The 17874-nt window shown below is 62.7% G+C and carries 13 protein-coding genes; 11 read left to right on the top strand and 2 right to left on the bottom strand.

The window, feature by feature from the left end:
• Positions 1 to 29 precede the first annotated feature (29 nt).
• On the top strand, positions 30 to 2462 hold the full coding sequence (locus AC07T0_RS22620; RefSeq protein ID WP_495003332.1) for a penicillin-binding protein 1A: 2433 nt from the start codon (positions 30 to 32) through the stop codon (positions 2460 to 2462).
• Positions 2463 to 2664: 202 nt separating this feature from the next.
• Here AC07T0_RS22620 and AC07T0_RS22615 read toward each other — a convergent pair whose 3' ends face one another.
• A complete protein-coding gene (locus AC07T0_RS22615) occupies positions 2665 to 3933 on the bottom strand; it encodes a malic enzyme-like NAD(P)-binding protein (protein ID WP_495003275.1) in 1269 nt (422 codons plus the stop codon).
• 286 nt (positions 3934 to 4219) lie between these two features.
• Entirely contained in the window at positions 4220 to 4441 is a 222-nt protein-coding gene (rpmE, locus tag AC07T0_RS22610) for a 50S ribosomal protein L31 (protein ID WP_495003274.1), read from the bottom strand.
• A 186-nt stretch (positions 4442 to 4627) separates the two neighbouring features.
• Between rpmE and AC07T0_RS22605 the strand changes: the two genes are divergently transcribed.
• The 10 genes from AC07T0_RS22605 (at position 4628) to AC07T0_RS22560 (ending at position 17809) form a co-directional block, all read left to right on the top strand.
• Entirely contained in the window at positions 4628 to 6847 is a 2220-nt protein-coding gene (locus AC07T0_RS22605; RefSeq protein WP_495003273.1) for a primosomal protein N', read from the top strand.
• Positions 6848 to 7132: 285 nt separating this feature from the next.
• Positions 7133 to 8872 carry an arginine--tRNA ligase gene (argS, locus tag AC07T0_RS22600; protein ID WP_495003272.1) on the top strand — a complete coding sequence of 580 codons (1740 nt, stop codon included), beginning with the start codon at positions 7133 to 7135 and terminating at the stop codon, positions 8870 to 8872.
• 1 nt (position 8873) lies between these two features.
• Complete coding sequence (locus AC07T0_RS22595; protein ID WP_495003271.1) at positions 8874 to 9584, top strand: SPOR domain-containing protein; 711 nt, start codon at positions 8874 to 8876, stop codon at positions 9582 to 9584.
• A gap of 274 nt (positions 9585 to 9858) precedes the next feature.
• Positions 9859 to 10389 (top strand): ATP-dependent protease subunit HslV, encoded by a 531-nt coding sequence (gene hslV / locus AC07T0_RS22590; RefSeq protein ID WP_495003270.1) that lies wholly within the window; start codon positions 9859 to 9861, stop codon positions 10387 to 10389.
• A 44-nt stretch (positions 10390 to 10433) separates the two neighbouring features.
• A complete protein-coding gene (gene hslU, locus AC07T0_RS22585) occupies positions 10434 to 11771 on the top strand; it encodes an ATP-dependent protease ATPase subunit HslU (protein WP_495003269.1) in 1338 nt (445 codons plus the stop codon).
• A gap of 135 nt (positions 11772 to 11906) precedes the next feature.
• Entirely contained in the window at positions 11907 to 12287 is a 381-nt protein-coding gene (locus AC07T0_RS22580; RefSeq protein WP_495003268.1) for a gamma-butyrobetaine hydroxylase family protein, read from the top strand.
• 241 nt (positions 12288 to 12528) lie between these two features.
• The gene (gene phaC / locus AC07T0_RS22575; RefSeq protein ID WP_495003267.1) at positions 12529 to 14208 is read left to right on the top strand and encodes a class II poly(R)-hydroxyalkanoic acid synthase; all 1680 of its coding nucleotides are present in this window, start codon (positions 12529 to 12531) and stop codon (positions 14206 to 14208) included.
• 245 nt (positions 14209 to 14453) lie between these two features.
• On the top strand, positions 14454 to 15311 hold the full coding sequence (phaZ, locus tag AC07T0_RS22570) for a poly(3-hydroxyalkanoate) depolymerase (RefSeq protein WP_495003266.1): 858 nt from the start codon (positions 14454 to 14456) through the stop codon (positions 15309 to 15311).
• Positions 15312 to 15442: 131 nt separating this feature from the next.
• Positions 15443 to 17125, top strand: coding sequence for a class II poly(R)-hydroxyalkanoic acid synthase (gene phaC, locus AC07T0_RS22565; protein WP_495003265.1), 1683 nt, complete (start codon positions 15443 to 15445; stop codon positions 17123 to 17125).
• Positions 17126 to 17188: 63 nt separating this feature from the next.
• Entirely contained in the window at positions 17189 to 17809 is a 621-nt protein-coding gene (locus AC07T0_RS22560) for a TetR/AcrR family transcriptional regulator (RefSeq protein ID WP_495003264.1), read from the top strand.
• Positions 17810 to 17874 lie beyond the last annotated feature (65 nt).

Below are 17874 nucleotides of genomic sequence, written 5' to 3'. Positions count from 1 at the left end.
TTCTTTTATCTGGAAATCCACAAGCCTTGATTCGTCTGCTGAAGTTTTTCGGGTGGTCTTTCGTCGCCGTGTTCTGCGGGCTGTTGCTCGTCCTGAGCGGCGCTTTTCTTTATCTTAGTCCGGGCCTGCCGTCCGTCGAGACTTTGCGCAGCATACAATTGCAGATTCCGCTCAGGGTCTATACCAGCGATGGCAAGCTGATCGCCGAATTCGGCGAGATGCGCCGTTCGCCGCTGCATTTCGCCGATATCCCACCAAACTTCATCAACGCCCTGCTCAGCGCCGAGGATGACAACTTCGCCAACCACTATGGCGTCGACCCCAGCAGCCTGATGCGCGCCGCGACCCAGCTGGTCAAGAGCGGGCATATCCAGTCCGGCGGCAGCACCATCACCATGCAGGTGGCGAAGAACTTCTTCCTGTCCAGCGAGCGTAGCTTCTCGCGCAAGACCAACGAAATTCTTCTTGCCCTGCAAATCGAGCGCCAGCTGACCAAGGACGAGATCCTCGAGCTGTACGTGAACAAGATCTACCTGGGCAACCGCGCCTACGGTATCGAAGCGGCCTCTCAGGTTTATTACGGCAAGTCGATCCGCGACATCACCCTGGCCCAGATGGCCATGATCGCCGGCTTGCCGAAGGCCCCGTCGCGTTTCAACCCGCTGGCCAACCCGGTGCGCGCCAAAGAGCGCCGCGACTGGATCCTCGGCCGCATGTACAAATTGGGTAAAATCGATGAGGCCGCCTACCAGGCCGCCATCGTCGAGCCGATCAACGCCAGCTATCACGTGCCGACGCCGGAAGTAAACGCGCCGTACATCGCCGAAATGGCCCGCGCGGAAATGGTCGGTCGTTATGGCAGCGAAGCCTACACCGAAGGTTTCCGCGTCACCACCACCGTACCGAGCAACCTGCAGGAACTGGCCAACCACTCGGTCGAGGAAGGCTTGATCGCCTACGACCAGCGCCACGGCTACCGCGGGCCGGAATCACGCCTTCCGGGCAAGACCCGCGACGCCTGGATCGCCGAACTGGGCAAGCAGCGCACCATCAGCGGCCTCGATCCGGCCATCGTCACCCAGGTGGACAAGACCAGCTTGCACGTACTGACCCGCAACGGTCCGGAAATCGTCAACTGGGACAGCATGAAATGGGCTCGCCCGTACCTCAATACCAACAGCCTCGGCGCCGTGCCCAAGCAACCGGCCGACGTGGCCCAGGTCGGCGATCTGATCCGCGTCCAGCGCCAGGCCGACAACAGCCTGAAATTCAGCCAGGTACCGGCCGCCCAGAGCGCGCTGGTCTCGCTTGACCCGCAAAATGGTGCGATTCGCTCCCTGGTCGGCGGCTTCGCTTTCGAACAGAGCAACTACAACCGTGCCACCCAGGCCAAGCGCCAGCCGGGTTCGAGCTTCAAGCCGTTCATCTACAGCGCCGCCCTGGATAACGGTTACACCCCGGCCAGTCTGGTGAACGATGCGCCGATCGTGTTCGTCGACGAATACCTGGACAAGGTCTGGCGACCGAAAAACGACACCAATACCTTCCTTGGCCCGATCCGCATGCGCGAGGCACTGTACAAGTCGCGCAACCTGGTCTCGATTCGCCTGCTGCAAAGCCTGGGCGTCGACAAGACCATCGACTACATCACCAAGTTCGGTTTCAACAAACAGGACCTGCCGCGCAACCTGTCCCTGGCCCTGGGCACCGCGACCCTCACGCCAATGGAAATTGCCACGGGCTGGAGCACCTTCGCCAACGGCGGCTACAAGATCACCCCATACCTGATCGACAAGATCGAAAGCCGCAATGGCGACACCCTGTTCGTCGCCAACCCACCGAGCGTACCGACGGGCGCGGCGGCCAGCAGCGGCATTGCGGCGCCAAGCCAGCCGTCCTTCACCGTCAACAGCACCAGTGAAGCCCCGACACCGGCCGCCCAGGCACCGGCGGTGGCCGAACGGATCATCGATGGGCGCACCACCTTTATCCTCAACAGCATGCTCGAGGACGTGATCAAGCTCGGCACCGGGCGTCGCGCCCTGGCTCTGGGCCGTGGCGACCTGGCAGGCAAGACCGGCACCACCAACGAATCCAAGGACGCCTGGTTCACCGGCTACAACGCCGACTACATCACCACCGTCTGGACCGGTTTCGACCAACCTGAAAGCCTCGGTCGTCGCGAATTCGGCGGCACCGTGGCGCTGCCGATCTGGATGGACTACATGGGTGCCGCCCTCAAGGGCAAGCCGCTTCACACCCAGGCGGAGCCGGAAGGCATCCTCAGCCTGCGGGTGGATCCAGTCAGCGGTCGTGCGGCAACCCCGGGCACGCCGAACGCCTACTTCGAACTGTTCAAGAGCGAAGACACGCCGCCATCGGTCAACGAAATCGGCAATGGCGGCAGCGTTCCGGGTAGCCCGCTGCCAGCGGATGAGGCGGCGCCGATCGACCTGTTCTGATCGGGCACCACCGCCCCCTGTAGGAGCTGGCTTGCCAGCGATGAGGCCCTTGCTCTGCGCCGTTCATGCGGACGCTATCGCCGGCAAGCCAGCTCCTACAGGAGATCGCGCCCAGCCTGAATGACCTGCACCGCCCAAATGGCACCCACAAAAAAGCCCCGACTCATCCGAGCCGGGGCTTTTTGTTTGACGCTACAACGGCTTAGCCGTTGAACACGTCATCCACGCTTTTCAGCGGGTAGTGCTTCGGATACGGCAGGGTCGCCACGCCGGTCTCGATCGCGGCCTTGGCCACGGCATCGGAGATCAGGGTGATCAGACGGGCATCCATTGGTTTCGGAATGATGTACTCACGACCGAACTCCAGCTTGATACCGCCGTAGGCGTCGCACACTTCCTGTGGCACCGGCAGCTTGGCCAGTTCGCGCAGGGCGTTGGCGGCAGCCACTTTCATCTCTTCGTTGATGCGCTTGGCGCGAACGTCCAGGGCACCACGGAAGATGAACGGGAAACCCAGAACGTTGTTGACCTGGTTCGGGTAGTCCGAACGACCGGTGGCCATGATCACGTCGTTACGGGTGGCGTGAGCCAGCTCCGGGGCAATTTCCGGATCCGGGTTCGAACAGGCGAACACGATCGGGTTGGGCGCCATGGCCAGCAGGCCCGCAGCGTCCAGCAGGTTCGGACCGGACAGGCCGACGAACACGTCAGCGCCTTGCAGCGCGTCAGCCAGGGTGCGTTTCTCGGTCGCGTGGGCGAACACCGCCTTGTACTGGTTCAGGTCGTCACGGCCAGCGTGGATCACGCCAGTACGGTCAACCATGAAGATGTTTTCGATCTTCGCGCCCATGCTTACCAGCAACTTCATGCAGGAGATCGCGGCAGCGCCGGCACCCAGGCAGACGATCTTGGCTTCCGGCAGGGTCTTGCCGGCGATTTCCAGGGCATTGATCATGCCGGCCGCGGTGACGATCGCGGTGCCGTGCTGGTCATCGTGGAACACCGGAATATCGCACTGCTCGATCAGAGCACGTTCGATCTCAAAGCACTCAGGTGCCTTGATGTCTTCCAGGTTGATGCCACCGAAGGTGATGGAGATACGCTTGACGGTGTCGATAAAGGCCTGCGGGCTTTCCGAGTCGACTTCGATGTCGAACACGTCGATACCGGCGAAGCGCTTGAACAGCACGCCCTTGCCTTCCATGACAGGCTTGGAGGCCAATGGGCCGAGGTTACCCAGGCCGAGAATCGCGGTGCCATCGGAAATGACTGCAACCAGGTTGCCCTTGCCGGTGTACTTGTAGGCCAGCTCAGGATCGCGGGCGATTTCGCGTACTGGTTCGGCTACGCCTGGGCTATAGGCCAGCGACAGGTCACGGGCAGTGGCGGTGGCTTTGGTGAGCTCGACGCTCAGCTTCCCCGGACGGGGCTTGGCATGATATTCGAGAGCGGCAGTTTTCAAATCTGACATGTGGGCATTCCGCTTTTTACTGTGGGACAGACGGACCGCCGAGGATACTCGTGTCGCCAAGTCCTCACAAGACTGACCAGTCACTGCTGTCAAGCGCCTGCCCCTACGACTTTGGCCCAAAAGCCAGGAAATACAAGGTGCGACTGTGCACAATCAAGCAAAAAAATGTCTACAGTTTTTATGCGGCAGCCGCGGATAAAAACGACGCCCACAAAAAAGGCGTCCACGCGGGACGCCTTTTTTATCGACCGGGAAAAACCAGCGGTTTTCCCCAGAGCGATCAGCCTCAGGCCTTTTTGACAGCGCCGAACATGCCGAAACGGTCGGCGAACTTCTGTACGCGGCCGCCGGTGTCCAGGGTCTTCTGCTTACCGGTGTAGAACGGGTGGCATTCGTTGCACACGTCGATTGGCAGTGCTTTGCCATGGGTCGAACGGGTCACGAACTTGTTACCGCAGCTGCAGGTAACGTCGATGTCTACGTATACTGGATGGATATCGGCTTTCATGGGGACTTCCTCAGGCTGGCGTGCCGCCGCTCAACACGATTGTTGAACACCGCACGTAATTTAGCCGGCGATCATACCAGAGCTTTTCTCTGACGCAAGTGGCCAGCATGCCCTCCGTCGGGAAGACACTGCCCGAGCCGTCTGCTAGGCTCGCGCCCTCCATGAAACCCGCCCTGAGAGAACCGCGTGCCCGACGCCATCCTGCGCCTTGCCCTGCCGTCGCCACTGCGTCGCCTGTTCGATTATCGGGCACCGGAAGGCGTGCCGCGCGGCGCGTTGCAGCCCGGCATGCGCCTGCGAGTACCGTTCGGCCGCCGGGAGATGATCGGCATCCTGGTGGAGATCGCCGAGCACAGCGAAGTCCCGGCGGACAAGCTCAGGCGCGCCACGGCCCTGCTCGACGCCACGGTGCCGCTGCCGCCGGCGCTGTTCAAGCTGTGCCTGTGGACCGCCCAGTATTATCAGCACAGCCTCGGCGACACCCTGAGCTGGGCGCTGCCGGTGCTGCTGCGCCAGGGCGAGCCGGCCGAGGCGCGCCAGGAACGGTTCTGGTCGATTGTCCCCGGCGCCCGCCTCGACGACCCACGCATCGTCAGGGCCCCGCGCCAACGCGACGCCCTGGCGACCCTGGCCCAGCACCCTCACGGCGCGGCCCATCAACTGCTGAGCAAACTGATGCTGAGCAAGGACAGCCTCGACCTGCTGCTGGCCAAGGACCTGGTGCAGGTGGAAGTTCGCCGTCACGCCCCCAGCGAGCGCCACGAACACTGGCTGGCGCAACCGGAACTGCCGCTCAACAGCGAACAACGCGCCGCCTGCGAAGCGATCCGTGCCGGGCTCGACAGTTTTCACGCATTCCTGCTGGCCGGGGTCACCGGCAGCGGCAAGACCGAGGTCTATCTGCAACTGATCCGCGAGACCCTGGAAGCTGGCAAGCAGGCGCTGGTGCTGATCCCGGAAATCAACCTGGGACCGCAGACCCTGGCGCGTTTCGAACAACGCTTCAACGCCCGCATCGCCCTGCTGCACTCGGCGGTGAATGACCGCGAGCGCCTGGACGCCTGGCTCGCCGCCCGCGACGGCGAGGCCGACATCATTATCGGCACCCGTTCGGCGCTGTTCACCCCGATGAAAAACCCCGGGCTGATCATCATCGACGAAGAGCACGACGGCTCCTATAAACAGCAGGAAGGCCTGCGTTATCACGCCCGCGACCTGGCGCTGGTGCGGGCCCGCCAGGAAAACATCCCGATCGTGTTGGGGTCGGCCACGCCGTCCCTGGAAAGCCTGCACAACGCCTACACCGGTCGCTACGCCCTGTTGCGCCTGAACGAACGCGCCGGCGGCGCCAAGCAACCGCGCTTCCTGCGCCTGGATGTGAAAAGTCGGCCACTGGACAGCGGCATTTCCGGTCCCATGCAGCAAGCCATCGGCCAGACCCTCGCCGCCGGTCAGCAAGTGCTGGTGTTCCTCAACCGTCGCGGCTTCGCGCCGACGCTGTTGTGCCACGACTGCGGCTGGATGTCCGAATGCTCGCGCTGCGATGCACGGATGACCGTGCACCAGCGTTCTGGCGAACTGCGCTGCCATCACTGCGGCTATGTCGAACGCGTACCGCGCAATTGCCCGCAGTGCGGCAAGGTCGACCTGCGCCCGGTGGGCGCCGGGACCGAGCGCGCCGAGGAGCGCCTGGGCATCCTGTTCCCCGACTACCCGGTGCTGCGAGTCGACCGCGACAGCACCTCGCGCAAGGACGCGATGAACCAGCTGTTCGCCACCATCCAGAAAGGCCTGCCGTGCATCCTGGTGGGTACGCAGATGCTTGCCAAAGGCCATCACTTCCCCCGGGTGACCCTGGTCTCTATCCTCGATGCTGACGGCGGCCTGTTTTCCGGAGACTTCCGCGCCAGCGAGCGCATGGCCCAGTTGATCGTCCAGGTGGCGGGCCGGGCCGGGCGGGCAGAGGAGCCGGGCAAGGTGATTATCCAGACGCACCTGGCGGACCATCCGCTGTTGATTCAACTGACCGAGCAGGGCTATTTCGCCTTTGCCGAGCAGGCCCTGAGCGAGCGCCGGGCTGCTGGATTACCACCCTTCGCGCACCTGGCGCTGCTGCGGGCCGAAGCCCACAAGCCGGGACAGGCCGAGGGGTTTCTCGATGAGGCCTGCAGCGAGGCGGAGCGTTTGCTCGCCGAGATGAACCTGGGCGGCATCGAGCTGCTGGGGCCGGTGCCAGCGCCCATGGAACGGCGGGCCGGGCGTTATCGGGCGCAGTTGTTGTTGCAGGCCAATGGCCGGGCCGCGCTGCACCGATTGTTGAGCAGTTGGCTGCTGGTCCTGGAGCAGATGCCCAGCGGGCGGCAGGTACGCTGGTCGTTGGATGTCGATCCGGTGGATTTGTATTGACCCTGGCGGCCTCTTCGCGGGCAAGCTCCGCTCCCACAGGTCCGAGTTGTATGCAAATACTGTAAACGACTCGGGATTTGTGGCATCAGTCCCATAATGTCCGAGCCATACCGCAACCTTGCGTACAACCGAGAACCTGTGGGAGCGGAGCTTGCCCGCGAAGAGGTCAACCCAGGCACCACAAGTCCATAACCGGTTGGCAAGCTCGCCCCGGCAACGGATAATGCCCAGTTTTTCCACCTGCGCATCGAAGCGCCGCCGCGCTTGCGGTCGAAAGAGAAGACCATGAAAGACACCATTCGCCAGCTGATCCAACAAGCCATCACCCAACTCGTCGCCGAAGGTGTGTTGCCTGAAGGGCTGACGCCGGCGATCCAGGTGGAAAACACCCGGGACAAGACCCACGGCGACTTCGCCAGCAATATCGCGATGATGTTGGCCAAACCAGCTGGCCTCAAGCCGCGTGACCTGGCGGAAAAAATCATCGCCGCCCTGCCCGCCGCCGACAGCGTGAGCAAGGCCGAGATCGCCGGCCCCGGCTTCATCAACTTCTTCCAGAACACCCAGGCCCTGGCCGCGCGCCTCGACGCCGCCCTGGCCGACGCCCATGTCGGCGTGCGCAAGGCCGGCCCGGCGCAGCGCGTGGTGGTCGACCTGTCGGCGCCCAACCTGGCCAAGGAAATGCACGTCGGCCACCTGCGCTCGACCATCATCGGCGACGGCGTGGCGCGCGTCCTCGAGTTCCTCGGCGACAACGTGATCCGGCAGAACCACGTCGGCGACTGGGGTACCCAGTTCGGCATGCTGATGGCCATGCTCGAAGATAATCCGGACATGCTCAAAAGCGCACTGTCGGACCTCGAGGACTTCTACCGGGCGGCCAAGAAACGCTTTGACGAAGACCCGGCATTTGCCGATCGCGCCCGGAAGCTGGTGGTGGATCTTCAAGCCGGCGACGAGTCGTGCATCAAGGCCTGGAAGAGCTTTACCGATATCTCCCTGTCCCACTGCCAAAGCACTTACGAGCTGCTGAACGTCAAACTGACCATGGCCGACGTGATGGGCGAAAGCGCCTACAACGACGACCTGATCAACGTGGTCAACGACCTCAGGGCCAAGGGCATGCTGGTCGAAAGCAACGGCGCCCAGTGCGTGTTCCTCGACGAGTTCAAGAATGCCGACGGCGAGCCGCTGCCGGTGATCATCGTCAAGGCCGATGGCGGTTATCTCTATGCCACCACCGACCTGGCCGCCGTGCGCTACCGCAGCAACGTGCTGAAAGCCGATCGCGCCCTGTACTTCGTCGACCAGCGCCAGGCCCTGCATTTCCAGCAGGTGTTCGCGGTGGCGCGCAAGGCCGGTTTCGTCGGTCACCCGATGGAAATGGAGCACATGGGCTTCGGCACCATGAACGGTGCCGACGGCCGCCCGTTCAAGACCCGCGACGGCGGCACCGTGAAGCTGATCGACCTGCTGACCGAGGCCATGGACCGCGCCTATCTGTTGGTGAAGGAAAAGAACCCGGCGCTGGCCGAAGACGAACTGCGCACTATCGCCCGGGTGGTGGGCATCGGCGCGGTCAAGTACGCCGACCTGTCCAAGCACCGCAGCAGCGACTACAGCTTCAACTTCGAGCTGATGCTCAACTTCGAAGGCAACACCGCGCCCTACCTGCTATACGCCTACACCCGCGTGGCCGGTGTGTTCCGCAAACTGGGCAAGGACTTCACCCAGGTGGAAGGACAGATCGTCCTTGAAGCCCCCCACGAACAGGAACTGGCCGCCAAACTGGCGCAGTTCGGCGAAGTGCTCGGCAGCGTCGCCGAGAAAGGCACGCCACATGTGCTGTGCACCTACCTGTACGATGTCGCCGGCCTGTTCTCCAGCTTCTACGAGAATTGCCCGATCCTGTCCGCCGAAACCGCCGCACAGAAACAGAGCCGCCTGCGCCTCGCCGCGCTGACCGGCCGCACCCTCAAGCAAGGCCTGGAACTGCTGGGTCTGGAAACCCTGGAGCGTATGTAAGTTGGCTGCCAAGAAAACCCCCGCACCCAAACGTGGCGCCAGCCGTTACCAAGCTCCTGCGAAAAAACCGATCCCCGGCTGGTTGTGGCTGGCAATCGGCCTCGGCGTGGGCGCGTTCATCGTGTTCCTGATGAAGCTGGAGCCGGGCAAGGGCGATGACATCAAGCGGGTCAAGCAGGAACAGTTGAAGGCCAGCAAGATCGCCGAAGCCAACAAGACTCCGCCGAGCCCGACCCAGCCGGTGAAGCCCAAGTACGACTTCTACACCCTGCTGCCGGAATCCGAGGTCATCGTGCCACCGGAAGCCGTGCCGGAGAAAACCCTGCCGACACCACAGACCGTGCCGACCCCGACCACCCCGGTGACCCCGGCCGAAGCGGCGAAGATCGATACCGCGCGGGCCCAGGCCGCGCTGTCCGGTATGACCCCGCCACCGCCGCCGCCCGTGGCCGTGGCCAAGCCGGCGGCAGTCACGCAGTTCTTCCTGCAGGCCGGCTCGTTCCGCAAGGAAACCGACGCGGACAAGGTCCGCGCGCAGGTCATCCTGTTGGGGCAATCGGTTTCCGTGGAATCCGGGACCGTGAAGGACGAGACCTGGTATCGGGTCCTGGTCGGACCGTTCAGCAACCGCGAACAACTGACCAAGGCGCAGAAACAACTAGCCGGCAGCGGCTTCAACAACCTGCTGCTGCAACAACGCCAGAGCCGCTGACAGGCGGGGCGATGGTTGTCCGTGGAGCTTTCAGCGGCCTCACGGCCCCTATCGCCGGCAAGCCGGCTCCTACAGGTTGGTGTCGTGCACAATATCTGTATACGACGCAAATCTGTAGGAGCCGGCTTGCCGGCGATAGCAATCGTTCAGACAAAACAAACCTCGCCCGCCTACACCACTCATCCCCTCATCCCGCCCACGGTTGAAAAACCCACCACCACCCCCATATGAGTTTCCATCAGGCATTTTCGCCCCGCTGCGTGGAGATTCTCCCTTGACCACCATCGTTTCAGTTCGTCGCCACGGCAAAGTCGTCATGGGCGGCGACGGCCAGGTTTCCCTCGGCAACACCGTCATGAAGGGCAACGCGAAAAAAGTCCGTCGCCTCTACCACGGTGAAGTCCTCGCCGGTTTCGCTGGCGCCACCGCCGACGCTTTCACCCTGTTCGAGCGTTTCGAAGGCCAGCTTGAAAAACATCAAGGTCATTTGGTCCGCGCCGCTGTCGAGTTGGCCAAGGAGTGGCGTACCGACCGCTCCCTGAGTCGCCTGGAAGCCATGCTGGCGGTCGCCAACAAAGATGCTTCACTGATCATTACCGGCAACGGCGACGTCGTCGAACCGGAAAACGGCCTGATCGCCATGGGCTCCGGTGGTGGCTACGCCCAGGCCGCGGCCAGCGCACTACTGAAGAAAACCGACCTGTCGGCCCGGGAAATCGTCGAAGCCGCCCTGGGTATCGCCGCTGACATCTGCGTCTTCACCAATCATAACGTCACCATCGAGGAGCAGGACCTCGCGGAATAATCAGCCTGCCCGGCTGCCCGTTCCCGCTTGAGGACCCACATATTATGTCCATGACCCCCCGCGAAATCGTCCACGAACTCAATCGCCATATCATTGGCCAGGACGATGCCAAACGCGCCGTCGCCATTGCGCTGCGTAACCGCTGGCGGCGGATGCAGCTCCCCGAAGAACTGCGCGTTGAAGTGACGCCCAAGAACATCCTGATGATCGGCCCGACCGGCGTCGGCAAGACCGAAATTGCCCGGCGCCTGGCCAAGCTGGCCAACGCACCGTTCATCAAGGTCGAAGCAACCAAGTTCACCGAAGTCGGCTATGTCGGCCGCGACGTTGAATCGATCATCCGTGACCTGGCGGACGCCGCGATCAAGCTGTTGCGCGAGCAGGAGCTGGCCAAGGTCCGCCATCGCGCCGAAGACGCCGCCGAGGAACGCATCCTCGACGCCCTGCTGCCACCGGCACGCATGGGCTTCAACGAAGACGCAGCTCCAGCCCAGGACTCCAACACCCGCCAGCTGTTCCGCAAGCGCCTGCGTGAAGGCCAGCTGGATGACAAAGAGATCGAAGTCGAAGTGGCCGAGTCGTTCGGCGTCGAGATCGCCACGCCGCCGGGCATGGAAGAGATGACCAACCAGCTGCAGAACCTGTTCGCCAACATGGGCAAGGGCAAGCGCAAGAGCCGCAAGCTCAAGGTCAAGGACGCGCTCAAGCTGGTCCGTGACGAGGAAGCCGGGCGCCTGGTCAACGACGAAGAGTTGAAGGCCAAGGCCCTGGAGGCGGTGGAGCAGCACGGTATCGTCTTCATCGACGAAATCGACAAGGTCGCCAGGCGCGGCAACGTCGGCGGTGCCGATGTCTCCCGTGAAGGCGTACAGCGCGACCTGCTGCCGCTGATCGAAGGCTGCACGGTGAACACCAAGCTGGGCATGGTCAAGACCGACCATATCCTGTTCATCGCTTCCGGCGCGTTCCACCTGAGCAAGCCGAGCGACCTGGTGCCCGAGCTGCAAGGCCGTCTGCCGATCCGTGTCGAACTCAAGGCGCTGACCCCGGAAGACTTCGAGCGCATCCTCAGCGAACCGCACGCCTCGCTGACCGAGCAGTACCGCGAGCTGCTGAAAACCGAAGGCCTGACCATCGAGTTCCTGCCGGACGGCATCAAGCGCCTGGCGGAAATCGCCTGGCAGGTCAACGAGAAGACCGAGAACATCGGTGCCCGTCGCCTGCACACGCTGCTGGAGCGCCTGCTCGAGGAAGTCTCGTTCAGCGCCGGCGACCTGGCCAGCGCCCACAACGAGGAGCCGATCCGCATCGACGCCGACTACGTCAACAGCCACTTGGGCGAATTGGCGAAGAACGAAGACTTGTCGCGGTATATCCTGTAAGCAGACCCCTCCTGTAGGAGCGAGCTTGCTCGCGATGGTGGCACGGGCACCGCGGGGTATCAGATACCCCGCGTTATCGTTGGCGACCATCGCGAGCAAGCTCGCTCCTACACTGATCGATTGCCGGGCAGCCCCATGACCACCAGACTCCCCACCGCCATCAACCTGCACAAAGCCTCGAAAACCCTGACCCTCAAATACGGCCAGGACGAGGAGTACCACCTGCCCGCCGAATTCCTGCGGGTGCACTCGCCTTCCGCCGAGGTCCAGGGCCACGGTAAACCCATCCTCCAGTTCGGCAAGCTCAACGTCGGTTTGAGCAAGCTCGAACCCGCCGGCCAATATGCACTGAAATTGACCTTCGACGACGGTCATGACAGCGGACTGTTCACCTGGGACTACCTCTACGAGCTCGCTCGTCGCCAGGATGACTTGTGGGCCGATTATCTTGCCGAACTCAAAGCCGCCGGAAAATCCCGCGACCCGTCCGAGTCCATCGTCAAGCTGATGCTCTAGCCCGGACCTCCGGTCGTTTTGGGGGGCATTTTCTAATCACATCTGATTCAATCCCCCACGGCGTGGCTATTGACTGGCCCGCTTGCGAAAAAAATCAAACTCGGGTAACCAATGGAGCTGGCAAGTTCCGTGCATTTAACGAAGTGCAATCAACGGTCACCCGAGCAGTAGTACTTGGCATTCGCTGTGCCATTTGCACAGCTGTACCCGGTACTCGTCTCAGGACAATGGAGCGTCGTAGATGAGTAACAAGAACAACGATGACCTGCAGCGGCAAGCCTCGGAAAACACCCTGGGCCTGAACCCCGTCGTCGGCTTGCGTAGAAAGGATCTTCTTACTTCTGCACGAATGGTATTGACCCAAGCCATCAAACAACCCATCCACAGCGTCAAGCACGTCGCGCATTTCGGCGTCGAATTGAAGAACGTTCTGCTGGGCACGTCTGGCCTGCAGCCGGAAAGCGATGACCGGCGTTTCAACGATCCGGCCTGGAGCCAGAATCCGTTGTACCGGCGTTACCTGCAAACCTACCTGGCCTGGCGCAAGGAGCTCCATGCCTGGATCGGCGAGAGCTCGCTGTCGCCACAGGACATCAGCCGCGGCCACTTCGTCATCAACCTGATGACCGAGGCCATGGCCCCGACCAACACCGCCGCCAACCCGGCGGCGGTCAAGCGCTTCTTCGAGACCGGCGGCAAGAGCCTGCTGGACGGTCTGTCGAACATGGCCAAGGACCTGGTGCACAACGGCGGCATGCCCAGCCAGGTGAACATGGGCGCCTTCGAGGTCGGCAAGAGCCTGGGCACCACCGAAGGCGCGGTGGTGTTTCGCAACGATGTGCTGGAGCTGATCCAGTACAGCCCCGTCACCGAGCAGGTGCATGAGCGGCCGCTGCTGGTGGTGCCGCCGCAGATCAACAAGTTCTATGTGTTTGACTTAAGCCCCGACAAGAGCCTGGCGCGCTTCTGCCTGCGCAGCCACGTGCAGACCTTTATCGTCAGCTGGCGTAACCCGACCAAGGCGCAGCGCGAGTGGGGCCTGTCGACCTATATCGAGGCGCTGAAGGAAGCCGTTGACGTGGTCACCGCCATCACCGGCAGCAAGGACGTGAACATGCTCGGTGCCTGCTCCGGCGGCATCACCTGCACCGCCCTGCTCGGCCACTACGCCGCCCTCGGCGAGAAGAAGGTCAACGCCCTGACCCTGCTGGTCAGCGTGCTCGACACCACCCTCGACACCCAGGTCGCGCTGTTCGTCGACGAACAGACCCTCGAAGCGGCCAAGCGCCACTCCTACCAGGCCGGCGTGCTGGAAGGCAGCGACATGGCCAAGGTGTTCGCCTGGATGCGCCCCAACGACCTGATCTGGAACTACTGGGTCAACAACTACCTGCTGGGCAACGAGCCGCCGGTGTTCGACATCCTGTTCTGGAACAACGACACCACGCGCCTGCCGGCCGCCTTCCACGGCGACCTGATCGAGATGTTCAAGAACAATCCACTGATACGCGCCGATGCCCTGGAAGTGTGCGGCACGCCGATCGACCTGAAAAAAGTCGACGCCGACATCTTTGCCCTGGCGGGCACCAACGATCACATCACGCCCTGGAAATCCTGCTACAAGTCGGCGCAACTGTTCGGCGGCAAGGTCGAGTTCGTGCTGTCCAGCAGCGGCCATATCCAGAGCATCCTGAACCCGCCGGGCAATCCAAAATCGCGCTACATGACCAGCACCGAGATGCCGGCCAAGGCCGACGACTGGCAGGAAAACTCCACCAAGCACACCGACTCATGGTGGCTGCACTGGCAGGCGTGGCAGACCGAACGCTCGGGCAAACTGAAGAAATCACCGACCAGTCTGGGCAACAAGGCCTACCCGGCAGGCGAGGCGGCACCGGGCACCTACGTGCACGAGCGCTAGGGACTCAAGAGCACCGCAATACCTTGTAGGAGCCGACTTGTCGGCGATGGCGTCCGGAAGATCGCTGCACGGCTCAAGGGCCTCATCGCCGGCAAGCTGGCTCCTACAAAGACCGCGCTCAGCCTCGGTATCATGACAACCCGGCGCCTGCAGGGGCCGCATTCAGTTTCACTATCAGGACCCCCCTGAACCGACAGGGACCACGTTAGATCAGGAAAACAGGTTTTAACCACAGGGCTTCGAGCATGCCGCAACCGTTCATCTTCCGAACCATCGATCTGGATGGCCAGACCATCCGCACCGCGGTTCGCCCCGGCAAGCCTCATATGACGCCCTTGCTGATCTTCAACGGCATCGGCGCCAACCTGGAGCTGGTGTTTCCGTTCGTCCAGGCCCTGGACCCGGACCTGGAGGTCATCGCCTTCGACGTCCCCGGCGTCGGCGGCTCGTCGACGCCCAAAAGGCCTTATCGTTTTCCGGGCCTGGCCAAGCTCACCACGCGCATGCTCGATTACCTGGATTACGGCCAGGTCAACGCGGTGGGCGTATCCTGGGGTGGCGCCCTGGCACAACAATTCGCCCACGACTACCCGGAGCGCTGCAAGAAGCTGATCCTCGCGGCCACCGCCGCCGGTACGGTGATGGTTCCGGGCAAACCCAGGGTGCTGTGGAACATGGCCAGTCCACGGCGCTATATCCAGCCTTCCCATGTTATCCGCATTGCCCCGACGATCTATGGCGGGGCCTTTCGCCGCGATCCGCACCTGGCCGCCGAACACGCCGCCAAGGTTCGCTCGGCCGGCAAGCTCGGCTACTACTGGCAACTGTTCGCGGGCCTGGGCTGGACCAGCATCCACTGGCTGCACAAGATCCGCCAGCCGACCCTGGTGCTGGCCGGCGACGACGATCCGCTGATTCCACTGATCAATATGCGTCTGCTGGCTTGGCGAATCCCCAATGCCCAGCTACACATAATCGACGACGGTCATTTATTTCTGATCACTCGGGCCGAGGCCGTGGCGCCGATCATCATGAAGTTCCTCCAGGAAGAACGCCAGCGGGCGGTGATGCACCCGCACCCGGCGCCTTTCAAGAGTACCTAGGAGTCGTTTCCCTGGCAGTAAGCGCGCGCGGGCAGGACGTCCGTGTGGCGCGCAAGGTCCGCGACCGACAACCCCGTCTGTCGCACCCCCCTGTGTTGGTTGATAGCCTGATGACGAAGGAGTGTTGACTCATGCGAGACAAACCAGCGACGGGCTCGATGCCCACCCCCGCCGCGTTCATCAATGCACAGAGTGCGATTACCGGTCTGCGCGGCCGGGATCTGTTTTCCACCCTGCGCAGCGTGGCCGCCCACAGCCTGCGCAATCCGATCCATACCGCCCGGCACGCCCTGGCCCTGGGCGGACAACTGGGCAAGGTGCTGCTCGGCGACACGCTGTACAAGCCCAACCCGCAGGACCCGCGCTTCGCCGACCCGGCCTGGAGCCTCAACCCGTTCTACCGCCGCAGCCTGCAAGCCTATCTGGCCTGGCAGAAACAGGTAAAACACTGGATCGACGACAGCCGGATGAGCGACGACGACCGCGCCCGGGCGCACTTTGTCTTCGCCCTGCTCAACGATGCCCTGGCGCCGTCCAATACCCTGCTCAACCCGTTGGCGGTCAAGGAAGTGTTCAACTCCGGCGGCAACAGCATTGTGCGTGGCATCAGCCATCTGGTGGACGACTTGCTGCACAACAACGGGCTGCCCAGTCAGGTCACCAAGCATTCGTTCGAAGTCGGCAAGACCGTGGCCACCACCCCTGGCGCGGTGGTGTTTCGCAATGAGCTGCTGGAGCTGATCCAGTACAAGCCCATGAGCGAAAAACAGTACGCCAAGCCGCTGTTGATCGTGCCACCACAGATCAACAAGTACTACATCTTCGACCTGAGCCCTGCCAACAGCTTCGTGCAGTACGCCCTCAAGAACGGCCTGCAGGTGTTTGTCGTCAGTTGGCGCAACCCGGATGTGCGTCACCGCGAATGGGGCCTGTCCAGCTATGTCGAAGCGCTGGAAGAAGCCATGAACATCTGCCGGGCGATCACCACCAGCCGCGAGGTCAACCTGATGGGCGCCTGCGCCGGCGGCCTGACCATTGCCGCCCTGCAAGGCCACCTGCAGGCCAAGCGGCAGATCCGCCGGGTGTCCAGCGCCACCTACCTGGTCAGCCTGCTCGACAGCCAGTTGGACAGCCCGGCCACCCTGTTCGCCGACGAACAGACCCTGGAAGCGGCCAAGCGTCGCTCCTACCAGCAAGGCGTGCTCGATGGCCGCGACCTGGCGCGGGTCTTCGCCTGGATGCGGCCCAACGACCTGATCTGGAACTACTGGGTCAACAACTACCTGCTGGGCAAGGAGCCGCCGCCGTTCGACATTCTCTACTGGAACAACGACAACACCCGCTTGCCCGCGGCCTTTCATGGCGACCTGCTGGACTTCTTCAAGCACAACCCGCTGAGCCATCCAGGCGGCCTGGAGGTCTGCGGTACGCCCATCGACCTGCAAAAAGTCACGGTCGACAGCTTCAGTGTCGGCGGCATCAACGACCACATCACACCCTGGGATGCGGTGTATCGCTCGACCTTGCTGCTGGGGGGCGATCGTCGGTTCGTGCTGTCCAACAGCGGCCATATCCAGAGCATCCTCAACCCGCCGAGCAACCCCAAGGCCAACTACATCAACAACCCCAAGCTGAGCAGTGATCCGCGGGCCTGGTACTACGACGGCAAGCGGGTCGAAGGCAGTTGGTGGATCCAGTGGCTGACCTGGATCCAGGAACGCTCGGGAGCCCAGCATGAAACCCAGATGACCCTGGGCAACGCCAATTACCCACCCATGGAAGCGGCACCCGGCACCTATGTGCGGGTGCGCTGATGACTACCGGCCACGGCTGCCGCACAGCCGTGGCGAACGCTCGGAACGACCTAAGAAGACTGGATGAAAACCCGCGACCGAATCCTTGAATGCGCCCTGCAACTGTTCAACCAGAAAGGCGAACCCAACGTTTCGACCATGGAAGTGGCCAATGAAATGGGGATCAGCCCGGGCAACCTCTACTACCACTTCCACGGCAAGGAGCCACTGGTGCTGGGCTTGTTCGAGCGTTTCCAGGGCGAACTGGCGCCCTTGCTCAATCCACCGGCCGACGCCCGACTGGCGCCCGAGGACTACTGGTTCTTCCTGCACCTGATCGTCGAGCGGCTGGCCCATTACCGCTTCCTGTTCCAGGACCTGTCCAATCTGTCCGGACGCTTGCCCAAGCTGGCCAAGGGCATCCGCCACCTACTCAACGCCCTCAAACGGACCTTGGCGTCATTGCTGGCGCGCCTGAAAGCACAAGGCCTGCTGCTGAGTGAGACCCAGGCCCTGGGGCAGTTGGTGGAGCAGATCACCCTGACGCTGCTGTTTTCCCTGGATTACCAGCGGATTCTTGGGCGCGAGGGTGAGGTACGGCTGGTGGTGTACCAGATCATGATGCTGGTGGCCCCGCACCTGATGGCCCCGGCGCGGTTGGTGACGGAGCAGATGGCGCTGCAATATCTGCAAGATCACGATTAACGGCTGGCTCTGTGGCGCCAGGGCCGGCCTCTTCGCGGCGCTGCGGCGATCCGACAAACCCCGCT

This window comes from Pseudomonas sp. GW821-FHT04D07, from assembly GCF_059420225.1.
This window is presented reverse-complemented; position numbering and strand designations above follow the sequence as displayed.